Source organism: Embleya sp. NPDC059213, assembly GCF_042754445.1.
GTDB lineage: Bacteria > Actinomycetota > Actinomycetes > Streptomycetales > Streptomycetaceae > Embleya.
The window spans coordinates 12,992-31,430 of the sequence record NZ_JBHZAV010000112.1 but is presented as its reverse complement, the minus strand read 5'-3'; the positions used below and the strand labels follow the sequence as shown (position 1 = coordinate 31,430).

General features: G+C 71.0%; 14 protein-coding genes and 4 pseudogenes. 12 read left to right on the top strand and 6 right to left on the bottom strand.

The window, feature by feature from the left end; translation table 11 throughout:
* Nucleotides 1–296 precede the first annotated feature (296 nt).
* The gene (locus ACFXMF_RS32145; protein ID WP_379990931.1) at nt 297–1,082 is read right to left on the bottom strand and encodes an MvdC/MvdD family ATP grasp protein; all 786 of its coding nucleotides are present in this window, start codon (nt 1,080–1,082) and stop codon (nt 297–299) included.
* On the opposite strand from ACFXMF_RS32145, the pseudogene ACFXMF_RS32140 reads away from it, so the two are divergent.
* A pseudogene (locus ACFXMF_RS32140) lies at nt 1,081–1,254 on the top strand (respiratory nitrate reductase subunit gamma); the annotation flags it as partial. The gene ACFXMF_RS32145 and the pseudogene ACFXMF_RS32140 overlap by 2 nt on opposite strands.
* 468 nt (nt 1,255–1,722) lie before the next feature.
* Here ACFXMF_RS32140 and ACFXMF_RS32135 read toward each other — a convergent pair.
* Entirely contained in the window at nt 1,723–2,331 is a 609-nt protein-coding gene (locus ACFXMF_RS32135; RefSeq protein WP_379990930.1) for a TetR/AcrR family transcriptional regulator, read from the bottom strand.
* 177 nt (nt 2,332–2,508) lie between these two features.
* Between ACFXMF_RS32135 and ACFXMF_RS32130 the strand changes: the two genes are divergently transcribed.
* From ACFXMF_RS32130 to ACFXMF_RS32115, 4 genes are all read left to right on the top strand, one after another.
* Entirely contained in the window at nt 2,509–3,369 is an 861-nt protein-coding gene (locus ACFXMF_RS32130) for an EamA family transporter (protein ID WP_360322347.1), read from the top strand.
* Between the two features lie 886 nt (nt 3,370–4,255).
* Nucleotides 4,256–5,218, top strand: coding sequence for a hypothetical protein (locus ACFXMF_RS32125; protein ID WP_380020896.1), 963 nt, complete (start codon nt 4,256–4,258; stop codon nt 5,216–5,218).
* 289 nt (nt 5,219–5,507) lie between these two features.
* On the top strand, nt 5,508–6,074 hold the full coding sequence (locus ACFXMF_RS32120) for a hypothetical protein (protein ID WP_360322341.1): 567 nt from the start codon (nt 5,508–5,510) through the stop codon (nt 6,072–6,074).
* Between the two features lie 533 nt (nt 6,075–6,607).
* Nucleotides 6,608–7,066, top strand: coding sequence for a pyridoxamine 5'-phosphate oxidase family protein (locus tag ACFXMF_RS32115; RefSeq protein ID WP_379990927.1), 459 nt, complete (start codon nt 6,608–6,610; stop codon nt 7,064–7,066).
* Nucleotides 7,067–7,725: 659 nt separating this feature from the next.
* Here ACFXMF_RS32115 and ACFXMF_RS32110 read toward each other — a convergent pair.
* The 3 genes from ACFXMF_RS32110 to ACFXMF_RS32100 form a co-directional block, all read right to left on the bottom strand.
* Nucleotides 7,726–8,985: a hypothetical protein gene (locus tag ACFXMF_RS32110; protein ID WP_380020893.1), complete on the bottom strand. Its 1,260-nt coding sequence runs from the start codon at nt 8,983–8,985 to the stop codon at nt 7,726–7,728.
* A 927-nt stretch (nt 8,986–9,912) separates the two neighbouring features.
* Nucleotides 9,913–11,133: a hypothetical protein gene (locus ACFXMF_RS32105; RefSeq protein WP_379990925.1), complete on the bottom strand. Its 1,221-nt coding sequence runs from the start codon at nt 11,131–11,133 to the stop codon at nt 9,913–9,915.
* A gap of 80 nt (nt 11,134–11,213) precedes the next feature.
* A complete protein-coding gene (locus tag ACFXMF_RS32100) occupies nt 11,214–11,360 on the bottom strand; it encodes a hypothetical protein (RefSeq protein WP_379990924.1) in 147 nt (48 codons plus the stop codon).
* Between the two features lie 171 nt (nt 11,361–11,531).
* Between ACFXMF_RS32100 and ACFXMF_RS32095 the strand changes: the two genes are divergently transcribed.
* The 5 genes and pseudogenes from ACFXMF_RS32095 (at nt 11,532) to ACFXMF_RS32075 (ending at nt 15,560) form a co-directional block, all read left to right on the top strand.
* Nucleotides 11,532–11,702: a hypothetical protein gene (locus ACFXMF_RS32095; RefSeq protein ID WP_379990923.1), complete on the top strand. Its 171-nt coding sequence runs from the start codon at nt 11,532–11,534 to the stop codon at nt 11,700–11,702.
* 225 nt (nt 11,703–11,927) lie between these two features.
* A pseudogene (locus tag ACFXMF_RS32090) lies at nt 11,928–12,422 on the top strand (alpha/beta hydrolase); the annotation flags it as partial.
* 50 nt (nt 12,423–12,472) lie between these two features.
* Entirely contained in the window at nt 12,473–12,820 is a 348-nt protein-coding gene (locus ACFXMF_RS32085) for an alpha/beta hydrolase (protein WP_379990922.1), read from the top strand.
* Nucleotides 12,821–13,581: 761 nt separating this feature from the next.
* Nucleotides 13,582–14,811 carry a PP2C family protein-serine/threonine phosphatase gene (locus tag ACFXMF_RS32080; RefSeq protein WP_379990920.1) on the top strand — a complete coding sequence of 410 codons (1,230 nt, stop codon included), beginning with the start codon at nt 13,582–13,584 and terminating at the stop codon, nt 14,809–14,811.
* A gap of 116 nt (nt 14,812–14,927) precedes the next feature.
* Nucleotides 14,928–15,560, top strand: coding sequence for a DUF6368 family protein (locus ACFXMF_RS32075; protein ID WP_379990919.1), 633 nt, complete (start codon nt 14,928–14,930; stop codon nt 15,558–15,560).
* A gap of 65 nt (nt 15,561–15,625) precedes the next feature.
* Here the strand turns inward: ACFXMF_RS32075 and ACFXMF_RS32070 are convergent.
* Nucleotides 15,626–16,204: pseudogene (locus tag ACFXMF_RS32070) on the bottom strand (transposase); the annotation flags it as partial.
* 16 nt (nt 16,205–16,220) lie between these two features.
* Here ACFXMF_RS32070 and ACFXMF_RS32065 point away from each other — a divergent pair.
* Together ACFXMF_RS32065 and ACFXMF_RS32060 are read left to right on the top strand one after the other, a co-directional pair.
* Nucleotides 16,221–17,062, top strand: a pseudogene (locus ACFXMF_RS32065) (transposase); the annotation flags it as partial.
* Between the two features lie 750 nt (nt 17,063–17,812).
* Nucleotides 17,813–18,163, top strand: coding sequence for a MerR family transcriptional regulator (locus ACFXMF_RS32060; protein ID WP_379991831.1), 351 nt, complete (start codon nt 17,813–17,815; stop codon nt 18,161–18,163).
* Nucleotides 18,164–18,439: the final 276 nt, after the last annotated feature.

The window sequence follows — 18,439 nt, the reverse complement described above, 5'->3', positions numbered from 1 at the left end:
CCACAGATCCTGCAACGACACCGTGTCGACGCTGCTCACGCCACCCCTCTCGTCCGACTTCCGTCCCCGGCCCCCCCCCCCCACGCGACCGCCCCGCCCCCCCCCCGGGCCCCCCCCCGCCCCGGGGCGAGCGTTGGATCACGACCGAACGCGAACCGGCCCGGGAGGACCGCGCCGCACGGGCGTGCGCAACGCGCGGGATCTCCGTTGGCGTCCAGTACCGCGATCCGGCCGGGGACAGCCGAGCCGTGCGTGGTGTCAGTGGCTCACCAGGCCCAAGCAGACGCACCGTGATGTCACCCGCCGATGCGTGCATGCGCGGTGTCGACATACCCACCTCCACGTTGCCGGGTTCGCCAAAGCCTCTGACGGATCAGGGGGCTTCCACCGCTTTGATGCGGGCCGGATCTCCGCAGCGAAGATTCGACCGGCAACGACCGTAAGACGGCACTCGTACGCCTCTTGGGGGCCGCGGCCTGGAACAGGTGCGCGGTGCCGGCGATCGCCGGGTCGGCCGGCGCGGCGGGATCGACGACGCTCGCGTACACCGCCACCGACGCGCCGCCCACGACGCCCCGTACCGGACTGAAGGGCTTGTACGGCACCGGGCCCGCGACCCCGGCCGCGAACTCCTTCGCGGCGGCCGGGTCGTTCGTGATCAGCGTGCGCGGGGCCTTCAGGCCGCACTCGGCCGCCGCCCGGCCTGGAGGCGGCAGCCAACGACACGGCAGAGCGGCGAGGAGCCCGCCGAAGCCCAGGCGGGCCTCGCGCTCCGCCACCCGCCGCGCCGGAGGCGACATGCCGGCCGGGAAACGCGGCCGGGTCGGACGACGGTAGTACACCGAACGCACCGCGGCGAGGTCCAGCTCACGGCGATCGTTGCGCAGACTGCCGGTCGCCGTGCCGTCGAACGACGCGGCCAGGGACAACTCGAGCGGGAACTCGGCCAGGTCCGCGCGAAAGACCGGCACTGCGCGCCGGTTCAACTCCTCCACCACCAGATCCGCCGTCGGATCGAAACGACCCGACAGGACCAGCACTTGGCCCTCGCGGCGCAGCGGTGCGGGTGGGGCCGGGGACATGGGTGGGGCCGGGGGTGGGGCGCCTGGTTCAGTCGTCACTGGTGCCGGGGTCGTCCGGGGCGTCCATCTGGCCGCGCTCAGCGCGCCGGTCCTGTTCGCGGTCTGGTCCTTCACCAGACGGGTCCACATGCTCACCGCTCCCTTGGGCCACCTCACTCGCTCCTACATCGTCTCCCGCAGCCGGGACGCCCAGTTGGCCTCGCACGCTCCCCGACGAGGATGGGAGCACACTCGAATGAACCACCAGCCGGTGTCGCTTGCGGAAGGACTCCTAACGCCCGTCGGGCACGACCCGCCACGTGGGCCCCTCCGGATGGGGTTGTGCGCCATCGGAATCGCGGCCTCACGGGCGAAGGATCCCTCACTCGGTAGGCGGTCCCCACCCGGGAAGGACACGTTACGGCAGCGCCGTTCGAACCGGAACGCGATCGCCCGGCGCCGCACGCTCACCGCCCTGTTGCGCCCCGGGCCTGCGGTAGGGAAGAGCCGCGGCGCTGGGGTTCCCACTGTCCGCAGGGTTCGGCAGACCGGCCGGCTCGAACGGCCGCGCGTCCGGCACCGGACCAGTGCAGGGGTCACGCGGACGATGGTAGGCCGGGGCCGCGGAACGTCGCCGGGTTGTCCGTTGCGACAACGGCGATCAGCGGCCGTTCGCGATCAGTCGGGCCGCCACGGCTCGGCCGTGGGCGAGCGGGTCCGTTTCCCACCCGCGCAACAGGCCGGCCATTGCGCCGTCGTACACGAGCAGTACATCCGCGGCCAGGGCGGTGGGGGCCGGGCCGCCGACCGCGTTCGCGAGCAGGGTCAGCCTGGTGCGGAGCAGCGCCGACTCTGCGGCGAGTACTGCATGGGCCGGGTGCTCCGGTGACGGGAGTTCGGTGGCCGTCGCGAGGAAGGCGCAGCCGCGTGCGGGGACGTGGCGGTTTCGGTAGATGGCGACGGCGTCGAAGAGTGCCAGCAGCTTGCCGGTGGGGGTCTGCGCGGCGTTCACGGCCTCCTGCCAGATCCGGTCCCAGCGGTCCAGGCGGCGTTGCAGCGCGGCGGCGATCAGACCGTCCTTGCCGCCAAAGTGTGCGTAGAGCGTGCCGGGCGAGACGTGCGCCTGCTCCAGGACTCGGTCGACGCTCGTTCGAGCGATGCCGTCGCGGTAGAAGAGTTCGTCGGCGGCGTCGAGCAGTCGGGTTCTGGGGGGCGCGTCGGGTTTCGGTGCGGGATCGAAGGCGGGGTCGGGCCGGGAGTCCTGTGCCATGCCTGTACCATAACGCTCGTTACACTGAAACGATCGTTACGGTGGCAGGGCGTCGATGTCGGGTCGGGTCGTCGCACCGGCCGAGGGGTGGATATGGCCGGCACCTCGGGAGCGGGAACAGGCGCGGGAGCAGGAGCAGGAGCAGGGTCGGGATCGGGAACGAGGAGGTCGGGGTCGGTGTCCGCTCGGCCGGGTCCGTTCGTCGGCGCCGTGTTGGTGCTCGTCAGCTGTCTGGGCGTGCAGACCTCGGCCGCGCTGTCGTCGGGGCTCTTCGGCGCGTTGAGCGTGCCGGCCGTGGCGGGACTGCGTCAGGCGACCGCCGCGCTCGTCCTGTGCGTGCTGGTGCGGCCGAGGGTGCGGCGGCGCGGTCGGGGCGAATGGGCGGGGATCCTCGCGTACGGATCGGCGATGGCCGGCATGAATGTGGCGTTCTACGGTGCGGTGGACCGGCTGCCGCTCGGCGTCGCGGCCGCCTTGTTGTTCCTGGGGCCGTTCGCGGTCGCGGTCGCGTCGGTCCGGACTCGGCGTGACGCGTTGTTTCCCCTGGTCGGCCTGGTGGGCGTCGTGCTGGTCACTCGGCCCGGCGGGGGTGTCGAGTGGCTCGGGATCGGTTTCGGGCTGCTCTCGGCACTCGCGTTGGCGCTCTACACCGTGTTCGCGCAGCGAGTCGGCCGGGCCGACACGGGATTGCACGGTCTCGGCCTGTCCGTGGCGGTTTCGGCGGTGTTGTTGTTGCCCTTCTCCGGGCCCGCTGTGCCGCGCGTGGAGGCAGGTCAGTGGGCCCTGGTCGGCCTGTCCGGCGTCCTCGGAGTGGCTCTGGCCTTCACTCTCGACTTCACCGCCGTCAGACTCGCCGGCGCCACGGTGGTGGCAGTCCTGTTCGCCCTCGATCCTGTGGCGGGGACCCTGGTGGGCGTCATAGCCCTCGGCGAGGGCCCGCCCCCGTCCGCGCTCGCCGGTATCACGTTGATCGTCGCGTCCGGTGCGGCGGTCACCTGGCGCGCGGGGACAGCGCCGTCGGCCGACGGGAACACTTGACGACGCCCTCTACAACCACCCAGTCCGCCGCATGGCGAGCGCCGCGACGTCGAGTCAGCGGTCTGTGGCGGGTCTGCACTGCGCCGGTCGGGTGCGGAGGGTTTCGGCGAACTCCTCGGCGCGGCCGAGTTGTGCGTCGAGCTTGTCGACCTGTGCGGTGGTGGCCTGCTCGTAGGTGCGTGCGCTGATGGCAGGTCTCCTCGCGCCGAGAGGGCGACTCGATCGCAAACACCGGCGGCGACAGCTGCCGCTCGGTGCCGCTCACGCAGACCAACGGCAGGCGCCACCAAGCCGATGGTGGTCGTGAGGGGCTGTCTGAGGAGCCCGTCGTACGCCACCTCGCCGGTGTCTCGGTGCGCCGCCCCGACCCGGACGAGACCGTGTTGCGGTTCCACGACCTGTGGCGCGCCGAACGCGACGCACCCCCGAGGGCCGGGTCCGGGTCGGTGGGGTCGGTGTCGGCAGGAGTGGGCGTGCCGCGGGGAGCGGTGGGGGCCGCCGCGGCGCGCAGGGCGTCCACCACGTCGGGATCGAGGCGGTGTCGGGCGGCCTCCTCGTCGGTGGGCGCCCAGCCGGCCGGTCTCTTGTGCCAGGGCACGCGCACGTTGACCTTCGCCCATGCCCGGCGCAGCCGTTCCTCGTGGTCCTCGGCGGCGATGCGTGCCCGGAACTCCTCGAGGAACCGGTGGTGTTCGGCGCTGCGGCGCCTCTCCTCGGCGCGGAACGCCGTGGCGCGGCGTGTGGCCTCCTCGCCGCCGAGCAGGGGTGGTGCCCGCGTACGGAGTCGCATACAGAGGCAGGAACAGGGTCACGTGCAGGCGTCGGCGCGAGCGAGGCCGTTTCCTTCATAACATTGGTTCGCTGGTCGTCGGCGAGTGCCCAGCGGGTGATCACCGAGCGACAGGTGATCGATCGGGACAGCCGGACCTGGCACCTGCCTTCTCCTGTTGTCAGCCCTGTCGGCGATCATGCCGTGGTGCCTCTGCCTCCCGATCTGCATTCGGTCCGTCTGTTCGTTCGTGAGCCTGGTCCCTACGCGCATCGTCCGCAGTTGCTTGAGGATGAGCTGTTCTGGTGGGGGCATCTGAGTGCGTGTCTGCAGGAAGGGGCGCCTCGGTCCTGGCTCGGGAAGCACGATCCCGCCGCCGAGCGGGAGTTCGGCCGCCGTCTGTGGGATGCGGGCGACCGGCCGGTGTTCACTGTGCCGTTGTCCGGCGGTGTGCGCCTGCACGTGGTCTACGAGAACGCCTACGAGGACGCGAGCGTGGACTACGTGGCCCACCACCCCGCCTGGGAGGAGGCCGAGTTCCTCGCCCGCGATTCCGGACACTGGCGAGGTCCGGGCCTGTCCTGGTCCGAGTTGACCGAAGCGGCCGACAACGCTCTGCCCGGCGGAACGACCACTGACCCCGACACCCGGCTTCTTCTGCTGCTGCCCGCACTGGGCGATGCCGACCTGCCCCAGGAGGCGGGGAAACGGCTGGCCGCGGTGCTGCGGGACCGTCTCGGCGCCGCGCAGCCCGGCCGACTTGCCGCCTTGATTCTCCGCCGCCAGGGGATGACGGGCCCTGCGCGATGGAGCACCGGCGCGGGCGGGGTGCGGGTCAACGATGGCCAGTATTCCTTCCGCAATCCGGACAACCGTGACGCGTTGCCCGACTGCCGCCTGGCTCAACTGTCTGGCGCCCTGAATCCGGCCGGCACTGGCGCGCCCGCTGGGTTGTGTGTCACCGACGGCCCGTCGGACGGCTGCCGGGCGGAGCCCCGTTCCGTCTCGGCCTGCCCTCGTCGGGACGAGTACACGAGATGGCTCGAGGCTCTGATGTCGGAATCCTCGCCCCCGTTCTGATCAAGGATGCCGTCGGTCGAGTGCGGCTCCGTGCACAGGACTTGCGGTTGGCGGCCCGGCCGGCCGGTTGCGGAATCACGGCCCTGCTCCCGCGTCGGCGGTGTCCGTCTCGGATCGCGTGGTCGGCTTGTCATGACGAGCACGCGGTGGTGGCGGCATGCGGCGGCCCGGGGCCGAACGCGGGTTAACGTGATGTGCCACTTGCTGCTGCGTCCGACCGTCATGGGCGGGGCAATCGCGATCACCCAGTGGCCTCCCCTGCGATCGCGATCAGCCGGTTCTTGAGCCGGTGGCTGGGGCCTACTCCTCGGCCAAGAACGTCACCGAGATGCGGTCGCGCACCGACAATGCGGACCTGTCCGTCCCCGCCGGATGCAGCGGCGCCGCCTACACCGTCGACCACCAACTCAAGATCGTCCGCGAGGACGGCACCGCCATCGGCGGCGAGGCCGGCGGCATGGGCTTCACCCCCTACCAGAGCCACTACTACGTCCAACACCCCAAACCCTCGTCCCCGTCCGGCGCGGACGACGTCGCCGCCCTGTCCCGGGCCGCCACAGACAAACTCCGCCTGGAGGAACTGGCCGCCCAATTCCACCGCCCCGTCCCGGTCAACGCCCCCTGGCCCGACGAAGCACCCCTGCACGACGGGCTCGCGACACCGTCCCCGCCCGGGATCGCGAGCCCTCGGCACACCAAAAAACAACCGGCCCGACGCCGTCGCGACGTTCGGCGCCCGGCCACGGGCACCGCCGTCGCCGAAACCGGCGGAGACGTCCTCGCGGGCGGCGCTCACGCGGCGAGTTCCTTGGCGAGTTCACGCATGACGACGGCGTGTTCGCAGGTGGGCGCGTAGTCGAGGAGGGCGGCCTCCTTGGGTTCCTTCACGGTCGGAGCCGACCCTTGTCGGTTGCCCACCCGCCCGGGTTCGTGCCCCCGACCCGCTGTGGAGCCGGTACACGGAACGAATGCGGCGGCTCCGGACGGACACCCGGATCGGCCGACGGGACCCCGGACCACGCCGCGTGCACCGCTCGTGTCGCGCGGAAGGCCGCCGATCGGGTGGCCCGACCCGGCAATCGGGGCGGAGCACGGGCCGGTTCGGCGCCGAGGGACACATCGGCCGCCACACTGGCCGTGGGACCGTCACCGACCGAGCGGAGAACCGCGATGACCACCACCGACGCCACACCGACCGATCCGTCGCGCACCCCGCCCCGGGCGGCCCGGGCCGCCGCCGACGGGGACGCGAAGACGATCTCCGCCGCCCTCACCACGGGTCGGTGAAACTCCGAGAATCGCCGTCCGTGCGTCCCAGGCCCCGTCTCGGGGGCACCCGCCGGTCGTTGCGAGCCGGGCGCCGCCGCGGGCCGCAGGAGAGGTGGTGTCGTGCCGGGACGGTTGAGCCGCGAGGAGCGTGAGCGATTCCTGGCCGAGCCGCACGTCGCGACGCTGTCCGTGGAGGCGGGCGATCGGGGGCCGTTGGGTGTGCCGGTCTGGTACTTGTACGAACCCGGCGGAACGGTACGGGTGTTGATGAGCCCGCGCTCGCGCAAGGCCGGACTGATTCGCGCGGCGGGTCGCTTTTCCCTGCTGGTGCAACGCATGGAACCCACCCCCCGCTACGTCGGCGTCGAAGGCCCCGTCACCCACAGCGCAACCGCGGATCCGGAACACTTCCGCGACCTCGCGTCCCGCTATCTGCCCCCGGAACTCGTCGACGCCTGTGTGCGCATGAGCTACGCCCACGATCCCGGGCCGCGCGTCGTCTTCCACCTGACACCCAGACGCTGGGTGGGCGCCGACCTCGGCGGGATCCCAGATCTCGGAAGGCGACGCGGACAGTGACCCCGCGTCGAGACCGACCCGCCCCAAGTACCCGGACCATGCGGCCGACGGGTGAGGCCCCAAGCGCCGCAACGCCCGTCGAATATCGCGTCGGACAACCCCCTTCTCCTCCCGCCCGGACTCCCGGTTCGCGGGGGGCGTCCGGCCGTGTGGCAGCCGGGCACCCCCGTTCGGGCGCACCCGCGTCTCGTTCGGGGAACCTTGCACACCCGGGGCCGGATGGTGCACCGCGGGCGGGTGTCGTCCCGGTCGCCGGTCCCACATCAACCGCGCGGCGGGTCGTGCGGGCCGTGCGTTTCCTGTGGGGGCTGCCGGTCGCCGGCTTCGTCGGGTCGTTGTGGGGCAGGAGTCGGATGCCGCGTGTGTCGCTCCCGCGCGTTCGGTGACCGCGTGTGCCACTTCGCGAACGGGTACAGGTTCGCGGTCTCGGCGAGTTTGCGCATCTTGCGGTGCATCCCCACCCGCGCGTTCGCGATCACCGCAGCGCGGATATGGGGCGCCAGGTGGGGCGTTCCAAGAACCCCGACGAACTCACGACACCTGGTTGGGCGACTTCACCAGCCGAGGCCGTATAGAGCGGATGGCCGAAAACGCCGAGGGCAACGACTCAACCTGCCCGCGACGTACGGTGCAGACGTGGCGCGTCCCAGCCCGAGTTGTCAGAACGGTGGTTCGGTGGAGTGGGCGCCGTTCCAGGCGGGTGTGGTCGGTTTGCTGATCGGCTGCTGGAGGACTCGTACAGCGTCTTCGATGCGGCCGAGGTCGATGAGGCGCTCGGCACGGAGAGAGCCGTTGAGTTTCGGGTGCTGTTCGAGGACTGCGGCGGCTTCCTCGGTGCGGCCGGCTTCGGCGAGCACGTAGGACAGGGCCGCGGCCGCGTAGCAGGTGTCGCCCTCGGGGTGCGCCCGTGCCTGCTCGATCGCTTCATCGAGCAGGCCGCAGTCGGCCATGAGCGGAAGCCGCATTTGGAAGAGGTCCCAGTCCTCCCTGCCGCCGCTTCGCGCCTTGAGGGCATCCAGGAGGGCCAAGCCGTCCCGAGGCCGGCCGTGGTCGGCGTACAGGGTGCAAAGAGTGTGGACGATCCAGTCCTCCGCGCCGTGTTCGGTGAGCGCGCGCATCACCTCGATCGCCTCGTCACTCCGTCCGTGCCGGAGCAGGAGTTCGGACAGCGGTAGAGCCACACGCCACGCGGCGGACGGCGTGGCACCGAACGTGCGGTAGGCGGCGATCGCGCCTTCCACGTCGCCGCGTTCCTCCAGCACTTCGGCAAGGCGCTGCGCGGCGTGCCCGTGGTACTCGGACGCCGCGTACGCACGCAGTTCCGTCATCCGGTCGTGCCCGGCCAGCAGGTCGGCCAGCTGGTCACGGCCGTTGACCGAGGTGGTCTCGCTGATGTGCAGCAGGGTGATCGCCTCCTCGATCCGGCCCTGGCGTTCCCTGATCGTGGCGAGCAGGCCGACTGCGTTGGACGGTTCCATCCGGAGGTTGTTGCAGTCGGGTTCGTCGCAACGGGGGACCGCCCCTTCCACCCGGGCCTCCAAGAGGGCCGCCGCTTCATCGTCCATGCCCGCCGTCCCGGCGACCTCGACCAGGCACTCGGCGAGGAACCGGTCCCGGATTCCGGCGCGCAGCAGCATGAATGCCTCGCGGCCGCGGTCGTGGCGGGCCAGCAGGCGCGCGAAGAAAAGCAACGCCGTCCGGTCACCGGCCTCCGCGTACGGGCGGGACAACGCGATCGCCTCCTCCACCCGGCCCCAGCCCTCCAGCAGCTCCGCCCGGGCTCGGGCCGCCGGCCACCAGTTCGTGGCGATGTACGGAGCGAGCACCTCCAACGCCTGCGCGCGCCGGCCCCGATGCCCGAGCAGCCGTGCCCACTCCAGCGCGCAGAACCACTCCCCGCGGCCGGCTTGGAACTCCACTTCCCGCTCATGACCGAGTTCGAGAAGCCGCGCCACCAGCAGCGGAGGAATACAGCCCGTCAACGTTCGGGCCCGGTAGTCAAGATCGGCAGCGTCCACGACAGCGCACCGTAGCCCTCACCACCGACACGGCCCGCATGTCGGAGCCATCGCACGTGATCCGGGGCCATGACCACCCCCGCGGCAGCCGGCCGGGACGCCGCCATCCGCCGACACGTCCTCCGCATGCCCTACCCGTCGTCGCCGACGCGCTCGGCTGCCACCACAAGACCACCACGCGCCTGGCCTCCGAAACCGGCACCCCAAAGGGCGCGCAGGCGGGTGAAGACGTGGTGTTCGGCGCGGGCGTCGAGGGCTGCGGCAGGCTCGTCCAGGACGAGGAGGGCGCCGTCACGTGGACGGCTTACCGCATTTGCGGTCGTCCCCTGCTTCTCTTGGCGCGGCCTGCTCCGACGACAAGGAGGACGACACAGGCGCCAAGTCGTCGAACGGTGGCGGCACCTCCGTCGGGACCGGCGCGGCGTCGGGCACGGGCGGCACGCCGGAGCATCCGGGACGCCAGGCGATTCCGGCGGATCTGGGGCTACGGGTGCCGCAGGGCAGACGGGGTCTCCCGGTTCGCCCCGACCTGGCGGTTCGAAGTCCTTCAAGGCCTGGCCGGGGACAGCACCGGTCCGGTGCTGACCTCTACGGTCGCCAAGAGCCAGGAGGCGGACCTCGGCGACGACAACGCCACATTCGTCGTCTCTTCCGACCTCGGCTTCACCGTGCGACCGACGGCTGCCCCCACCGGCGCAGTGATCGTGCGAGGCATGGCCCTGGGCAGTGACAAGGCGATACCGGAAGCGGCGGTCAAGGCCCAGGTAGACAAGGCAAGGGCGGCGGCGCTGCCCCGCCCACACGGCGGTCGACGCCGATCGATGGGCTTCATGGGGTGGTCATGGCGGCGGCGCTTTCAAGGAGTTCGTGCGTCGTGCCGGGGAAGTCCGGCAGCAACTTCACCGCGGCGACCCACGCGTCGGTGTGTTCGCCGAGGTGGCGGGCGGTCGGCTCGGTGAGTGCGGCGGACGCTTCCGCGCACAGGACTGGTCCGCCGGTCAGCAGCGTGGCCAGGGCGTACGCGGCGGGGGCGCCATGGGCGACGTAGTCTGCGGCCGGCAGGCGGCCGGCTCTGAGGGCGTCGAGCACGCGGGGTGCGGACGCCGAGGAGGTGCGCATCAGTTCGTCCAGCCCTGCCCGGTCGGCGGGGTCCGCGGGCTCGGCACGGCCGGACGTCGGCTTGCGGTCGCGCCGATCCACGGGGAGCAACTGCGGTGGACAACCGGGTTCCCGGGCGAAGAGAAACGCGAAGTGCCGTCGGGCGGACGGGGGAAGCCCTTCGGACAGGATGTCCCAGTCGAGTTCGTCGTCGCGGGGAGCGATCAGGAGCGAGTGCGCGTCTGTACTGGAGAGGTCCGCGTTCGCCAGTTGGTCCGCCAGGTACTCGGTGCTGCCCAGCCGGGCGAGCGCGTGGGCGAGGCACCCTGGATCGGTGGGGTTCTCGAACGCCGAGTGCACTTCGGGCGGGACGTTTTCGCGCGGCGGCCGCAGTTGCAGGTCCGGGCGGATGCCCGCGATGTCGCGTACCGCATCCGGGCCGGACAGCCGCAGCAACTGCTGGTAGCCGCGGAGTATCGCCGCGAGCGCGCCTGGCGACCGGGTGTACGGCGCCAAGTATGTCAGTGCGGCCACGACTGTCCCGCGGTCGTCGGACTCGACCAACGGGTAGAGCCGGTACTCGATTCGCCCGCCCTGCCAACCGGCGAGCTCCTGCGGGCCGGGGAGCAGACTTGCGGGCGGCAGCATCGTCCGTACGCGGCGCTGGAGGCCGCGCGTCGTGGAATGGGACCGGTAGACGGCTGCCGTGAGTTCGGGATCGCCTTGGTCGAGGAACCGCTCGCGGATGCCGGTGCCGACCGAGGGATTGGCAACGATCGCCAGGTGTTGCCGGTGCGTCCCGTGCGCGACGACGCGGGCGACGAACGGGGCCGTGAGCGGTGACCGGCTGAGCAGCGTGTCCATGGCGTCCGAGGCGAGCCGGGACAGGACGTCCGCCGCGACGGCCGGTGACAGCTGCTCGAGCAGGAGGACCGCACCCGGAGGGATCACACACGCAACGCAAGCAGACCACGCGTCGACCTGTCCAGCCCGACCCGACCAGCTCAGCCCCGCCGGTCCAGCCTCCCCGATCAGCCCACGGAGGCCCGCGGGGTGGTGACGGCCGCGGCGGTCGCCAGGAGTTCGAGCGTCGTGCCGGCGAAGCCGGGCAGCCGCCGCAGGCTGCGCGGGTCTTTGGAACGCGGCTCGGGCGGGCAGCCAGGCTCCCGAACGAGCACCGCCGCGTAGTTGTGCCGCGTGGTCGAACCTCGCCGGCTCGTTGAACAACCTGTCGGTCGATTACGGGGTGTTGGGTCGCCGGGACGAAGGCCTGGCCGCAATCGAAGACCGTCGAGGTCTACCGCCGCCTGGCCGCAGCCGATCCCGCCGCCCACGAACCGGACCTCGCCATGTCGGTGCACAACCTGTCGATCCGACTCGTGGAAGTGGGTCGGCAGGACGAGGGCCTGGCCGCGATCGAAGAAGCCATCGAGGTCTATCGCCCCATGGCCGTGGCGATACCCGAGGTGTTCGCCGGGCGTCTGCGGACCGCACAGGCGACTCGGGCGAGCCTTCGGTGAGACTCGTCGAGTGCCCACGCCCGACCCGCGCCGCTGATCCGCTCGGCCCTGCCGCGCGATCGGCGCGATATCGAAAATCGAATGGTGCGAAAGGAACAGGGCCACTAACGTCCGCATGTGGATCTTGAACCTGGAAAGACCGTGCCCGCTGTTCCCGTTCCCCTCGACCCCGAACTTCGGGTCGCTTACGACGCCTACCTGGCGGAGGAACCGGACTCGGCGCCGATGAGCCTCGAAAAGCTCTCGGTCATCCGCGCGGAGGCCGACGCCGAAGTGGCGGCGCTCGAAGACCTCGGCCACGGCAGGCGCTTCACCGTCTCCCAGCCCTCGGCGCCCGGCCTGGACGGCGCCCCCGAGATCCCGCTGCTGGTGTGCACACCCTCCGGCGCGCCCGCATCGCGGCCGGCACTCTACTTCATACACGGCGGCGGCTTCTACGGTGGCGATCACCGCACCGGACTCGACCAAATACTCGAGACCGCCGAGCGGTTCGGGGCCACGCTGATCTCGGTCGGCTACCGGCTCGCGCCCGAACACCCCTACCCCGCCCAGATCAACGACGCCTACGCGGGTCTGCTGTGGGTCGCCGACCACGCAGACGAGCTCGGCATCGATTCGGAGCGCATCGTCGTCACGGGCTTCAGCGCCGGCGGCGGCCTCGGCGCCGCGCTCGCCTTGACCGTGCGCGACAAGGGCGGTCCCCGCCTCCTCGGCCAGCTGCTGACCGCCCCCTGCTCGACGACCGCAACGACAGCGCCTCGGCCCTGCAGATGGACGATGTCGAACTCTACGACCGCAGCCGTAACGGATTCGCCTGGAGCTCGCTGCTCGGCGACGCCCAGGGCGGAGCGGACGTGCCGCAGTACGCTGCGCCCGCCCGCGCCACCGACCTGGCCGGCCTGCCGCCCACATTCCTGGACGTCGGCTCCGCCGAGTGTCTGCGCGACGAGATCCTCGCCTACGCCGACCGGATCTGGCAGGCCGGCGGCCAAGCCGAGCTGCACGTGTGGCCCGGCGGAATCCACGGTTTCGACCGGAAGGCCCCCGAGGCGCGGATCAGCAAGGCCGCCGTCGCGGCACGCCACAACTGGCTGGAGCACCTTCTCGCCACCAACTGACGGTCTCCTCCGGCGATGGGACCAGGTCGTCGGCGAGGTCCCAGCCCTGGTTGACCGTCAGGTCCAGATCGAGCCCGGCGAAGGTGGTGGCGTGGAACCGCACCCACCCCGGGCGCGCGGTTCGGGCCGGGGATCGCGGAAACGGTGTCGGGGGTGTGGGACATCACGGGCGGCCCGCCCGGATCCGAAACCGCCGAACCCAACGCGGACGCGGCCGAACCGGCTTACGTGTCAATGGTGTTGCGGCCCGGTTCGCCGTACGCGCACACCCCGCCCGCGCCGACGGTTCCGGCGGCTCCGGGTCGGTTGCGGATCGGCGCGCACTACGCGTGGACCGCGTCCGCCGCCACCGACTACGGCACGTTGGGGCGGACGCCGCCGGATCTGATCGACCCGCCGAAGGCGGTGGCCGCCTCGTTGGACGGGGACGACGCGCTCGCGGCCTCCGGGTTGCTCGCGCAATGCCGCACCACAGGTCAACACCCCCGCACACACGACCCCCGAAACCCCACACCGCGTCATCGACCCAACTCACAGATTCACACCACTCCCCCACACGAATTCTCAACTTGCCGCACCACAGCTCAAAGACCCCACCGACCAACGACCAACGACCCACAGCAACCCCACCGAGACGACACAACCGTCGTCGATACCGGTGCGGACGCGTCCCGGACCCACTGATATTCGGAGAGCGTCTCCACGCGGGCGTGACCTATCGTGGAGACAAGATGGAAACGGGGTCGCGGGCAGGAAACGTCGTGGGACATTCCGGGATCGACTTCGAGGCGGTGTTCCAGGCTCTGCCGGGCGCGGTCGCGCTGCTCACCACCGAATTGAGGTTTCTCGCCGCGAACGAGACCTACCTGAGCGTTACGGGCCGTACCCGCGAGCAGGTGGTGGGTCGTTACCTGTTCGATGTTTTCCCCGACAATCCCAACGATCCCAACGCAACCGGTGCGCGCAATCTGGCGGCATCGCTGCGCCGGGTGGTCTCCACCGGGGAGCGCGACACGATGGCGCTGCAGCGCTACGACGTCGAGTACCGCGACCGGCCCGGCGAGTGGGAGGAGCGCTTCTGGAGCCCGGTCTGCAGCCCTGTGTTCGGCCCGGACGGCCGCGTGGCGTTGGTCGTGCTCAAGGTGGAGGAGATCACCGAGCTCATCCGCGCCCGCCGTCCGCAGGATCGCGGGGGTTGGGCGCAGGTGCTGGAAGCCGAGTTGTACACGCGCTCGAGGGAACTCCAGGAGGCCAACGAGCGGCTGCGGTGGGCGCACGCCCGTGACCGCGAGGTCGCCCTCGCCCTGCAAGCCGCGATGTTGCCCGCGCCCGCGGAGTTGGCCCGTCACCGCGCCGCGGTCCGCTATCGGCCCGCGGTCGGGGCGCTGAACGTGTGCGGCGACTGGTACGACCTGGCCGAGTTGCCCGGCAACCGCGTCGCCGTGGCCGTCGGCGACGTCGTGGGGCACGGGCTGCCCGCGGCCTGCGTCATGGGACAACTGCGCAGCGCGCTCAGCGCCGCGGTGCGGGCCGCCGGCGCGCCGTCGGCAGCCCTCGACGCGCTCGGCCTGTACGCCCGCTCGGTCGCCGGCGCCGAATCGAGCACCGCCGTGCAGATCGTCGTCGACTTCGACCGGCACACCCTCGCCTACAGCAGCGCCGGGCACCCGCCCGCGGCCCTGGTCCGCCCGGACGGCGCCGTCGGGTTCCTGGACGGGGCCACCGACCCGCCGCTGGGTGCCCGCCCCGAACACTTCCCGCGCCTCGAGGCCACCACCGGGTTCGTCGACGGCACCACCCTGGTCCTGTACACCGACGGACTGATCGAACGCCGCCACGAGGACATCGACGACGGCATGAAGCGGCTCGCCCGCTGCCTGACCCGTCACCGCGGCGCCGACCCCGAAGTCCTCGCCGACAACCTGCTGGCCGAACTGACCCCTTCCGGCGGGAACACCGACGACACCGCCCTGGTCGTCGTCCGCCTCTAGAGCCAGTGCTCTGACCGCATGGGTTCGCCGGGGTGGCGGCGTTGGTGTTCGGACCGGCTGGATGGGTGTGGGAAGAATTTGAGCGGTCGCGGAGCCGATCAAATTAGGCTCCCAGCATGTCTGGTCCGACGTTGGTGATCGAGTTGGCGGAGCCGCTCTCCCCGGCTGCGCTGCGGGAGTTCCGTGCGTTGATGATGGGGCTGTCCTCCCACTTCGCCGAGAAGCGGCCCGGGTTCTTCGACGTCAATGTGCCTGCAGAGCGACTGGGCGTCGAGGACGGGCGAGAGAAGGACTGGCGAAAGCCGTTCCCGCTTCCCCTCCTCGGCAACACCATCGCGGAAGAGGAGCTCACAGCCCTGGTGGGATTCAATCCGCGGCGCGAGGACTGGCGTCGGCCCTTCCTGGTCTACTTGATGGGGCCGGGCGTCGGCGACGAGAGCACCTTCGAAGCCGAGCACGCGGACGAGCCCGAGGTGGAGGCCATCCTCGGCTTCAGACCGACCCATGCCGTCAATGTCAGCGCCTGCTGTAATCGCGAGATCGACCATGTGACCACGGCCCTGCTGACCGCCGCTGTCATGGACGTCATCGGAGGCGTGGCCAAAGCCGAACTGCTGGACGGACAGGCGTCGGTCGTCGCCGGCCTTCCGGGGGCGGTGGGGATCGCGGACGACGACTGGATGGCGCTGGGAACGTCGGAGTTCCTGCGGGCCTGGGTTGGGCACCCCGCCTTCCGGCTGGTCAAGTAGCCCGGACGGATCCGCGGGCGGAGGTCGTGCTGTGACCCGGAACATTCGCCAGGGTTGCCCGGTCGTGCGGCGAGAGCGGGCCGGCCGCCCCAGCGGACGCCTTTCTCGCTGCGGATACGGGCGCGTTCCCTGCGTTCGGCGACCAGGACGTCGCGGTGACGGGCGTTGATGTTGCGCCACCGGAGGTAGGCGTGCAGGGCCCGGGTCCGCACGGTGTGGTTGGGGTGTTTCGAATTGGCGATGGTGAACCGCCGCAGCGGTCCGAAGTGCGCTTCGATCGGGTTCGCCCACGAGGCGTAGGTCGGGCTGAAGCACAACTCGACCTTGTGCTTCTCCGCCCAGCGACGGATGTCGGCGCCCTGGTGGGCGGACAAGTTGTGCGGGATCACGTAGATCGGGGCGCCGTCGGGCCGGGCGGCACGGATCGATTTCAACGCGGCCGGCGTATTCACGGCTCCCTTCCTTCGCCGCTTCACACCCCACAGGCGATCGTCGCCCACCGAGTAGCAGCCGTGGAAGTACCGGACTCCGTGGGTGCGGTGGTAGGTGGCCGGCACCCGGTCGGGATACTCCCGTTTCGCCCGGCCCGAGCCCGCGGTGGGCCGGATCCCCGGCGGGCCGAACTCGTCGAAGGCGAAGACCCGCGCCCTCGACGTTGCCGACGAGGCCATCGCCCAGCTCACGGTGCCGACGGGCTTCGACCAGGACCTCGCCGGCGAGGCTACCCGCACCAGCAACCGCATCCGCGGCCTCCTGACCCGGGTCCACCCCTCGCTCGAACGCGTCCTCGGCCCCCGCCTGGACCACCCGGCCGTCACCACCTCCTGGAGCGACACGGCTCGCCCGCCGCCCTGCGCAGGGCCGGCCGCCGCAGACTCGCGGCCCTGATACGCCCGAAGGCCCCGCGCATGGCCGAATGCCTGGTGAACGACGTCTTCGACGCGCTCGACGAACAGACCGTCGTCGTCCCCGGCACCACCACCCTCGACACGGTCGTCCCCTCCCTCGCACCCTCGCTCACCGCCGTCCAGGAGCAACGACGGAACGTGGGGGCGCAGATCGGCGAGCTCCCGGAGGCCCACTCTCTTTCCGAGGTCCTGATCCCGATGCCCGGAGTCGGCGTCAGGACCGCAGCCACCCTCCTGGTGACCATCGGCGACGCAACCTCGTTCCCCACCGCCGCCCACCCGGCCTCCTACGCGGGCCTGGCCCCCGCGACGAAATCCTCCGGGGCCTCCATCCACGGCGAGCACGCCCCCAGGACGGGCAACCGACTCCTGAAACGAGCGACGTTCCCTTCGGCGTTCGCGGTCCTGAACGACCCCGTCTCCCGCACCTACTACGACCGATGCAGAGCCCGCGGCAAGACCCGCACCCAGGCCCTCCTCCGCCTCGCACGCCGGCGCATCGGTGTCCTGTTCGCCATGCTCAGGGACGGCGCGTTCGACGAATACGCCCGGCCGAAACGGTCGCAGCACGACCCGCTCACGCTTGACGAATGACATGGAGGCACCCCCCGCGTCCGGGCGGCCGACTCGGGGGCGGCATGCGTGTGCGTCGAGTGCATCGGTCGCAACATCCGGCGGCCCTCGGGTCCCGAAGGGGACGAGGAGTCGCACCGACGGGGCTCCGGAACGACAAGAGACCAATCGCAGCCGGGGGCCATTTTCGCACCCGGCGATGTCGGAAAATCTGTCATACCTGTAGTAGACATCGCGGGAGTCGGTGAGTATGTTTTCTCTCGTAGCCCAGCGAATCAGTGAGGCGCGACAGAGACGAACCGGCGCGCGTTGTTGAGGGTTCGACAGCAGAGTCCCGAGGCCGTGTGTTGTTCGGCGAAGGGTTTCGGAGGCTGGTTGTCGGGCCGAGGAGAAACTGAGGGCGGCCCACGGGGCCGCCGTGCAGGACGAGCGGTAACCCGGCAGTACCTGCAGTTCGGTTGTACCCGCAGTGGCAGTAGACGTTGCACAAGGCAGGAGAGGAAGGAGTGAACGCCATCCGGATCGCCCGCTCGGCGCGGTTGTTCGGCCGAGCGGGATCCGTCGAGAACACCGGTACGAAAGGTGGTCCGCGGTCACGCAATTGCGATCCCCGCAGCCCCGTCGCATAAGGCGGATGCGGAACAGGTAGCCGACACGTCGGTGTCGGTGGATGGTGTGGATTTCTTTCGGGGCCCTGGTGCCGTACGGCACCAGGGCCCCTCGACGCGTTTCCCGACGACTTTGACGAATGTGAACTCAAGAGAGGCGCCGATGGCCCCCGATTCCGGCTCGACCCCAGCCAAGCCCGACAGGCTCGACGACGACGACTACCCCGCCTACACCATGGGCCGCGCGGCCGAACTGATCGGCGCCTCCCAGGGCTTCCTGCGCGCGATCGGCGAGTACGGCCTGATCACCCCCCTGCGTTCCCAAGGCGGCCACCGCCGCTACTCCCGCTACCAGTTGCGCATCGCCCAGCGCGCCCGCGAACTCGTCGACCAGGGCACCGCCGTCGACGCCGCCTGCCGCATCGTCATCCTCGAGGACCAACTCGAAGAAGCCCTGCGCCTGAACGCCGAACTGCGCGACGCCAACGAGGCCCGCCCACACGAAGGCCCCTGATCCGCCGAGGACACCGAGCGCGGCGCCGCCACGGGCACGCGCCCCCGGTGCGGATCGCCGCCGAAACCGCCGCTTCTCACCGAGAACCCACCGCGGTCCTCCTCACCGGCGGCAACCCCTGCCGGGAACGGGGCGGAGCCCGCGACGAGGACACCTACGCGGGCCGCGGGACCGGTCGACGATCGGAGACAGCGACGAAGGGCCCGGAGGCATGACCGCCCCGGCGAATCGACCGGTCGCGGCGGCGGAGCATTGCTCCCGGCCGTCGCTGTCATG

Bases quoted from the DNA above. Each gene is read 5' to 3' on its own strand.
- ACFXMF_RS32095 (WP_379990923.1), top strand. From the start codon at position 11,532: ATGTCGGTGCACAACCTGTCGATCCGACTCGTGGAAGTGGGTCGGCAG.
- ACFXMF_RS32060 (WP_379991831.1), top strand. From the start codon at position 17,813: ATGGCCCCCGATTCCGGCTCGACCCCAGCCAAGCCCGACAGGCTCGAC.
- ACFXMF_RS32135 (WP_379990930.1), bottom strand. From the start codon at position 2,331: ATGGCACAGGACTCCCGGCCCGACCCCGCCTTCGATCCCGCACCGAAA.
- ACFXMF_RS32075 (WP_379990919.1), top strand. From the start codon at position 14,928: ATGTCTGGTCCGACGTTGGTGATCGAGTTGGCGGAGCCGCTCTCCCCG.
- ACFXMF_RS32145 (WP_379990931.1), bottom strand. From the start codon at position 1,082: ATGTCCCCGGCCCCACCCGCACCGCTGCGCCGCGAGGGCCAAGTGCTG.
- ACFXMF_RS32085 (WP_379990922.1), top strand. From the start codon at position 12,473: ATGGACGATGTCGAACTCTACGACCGCAGCCGTAACGGATTCGCCTGG.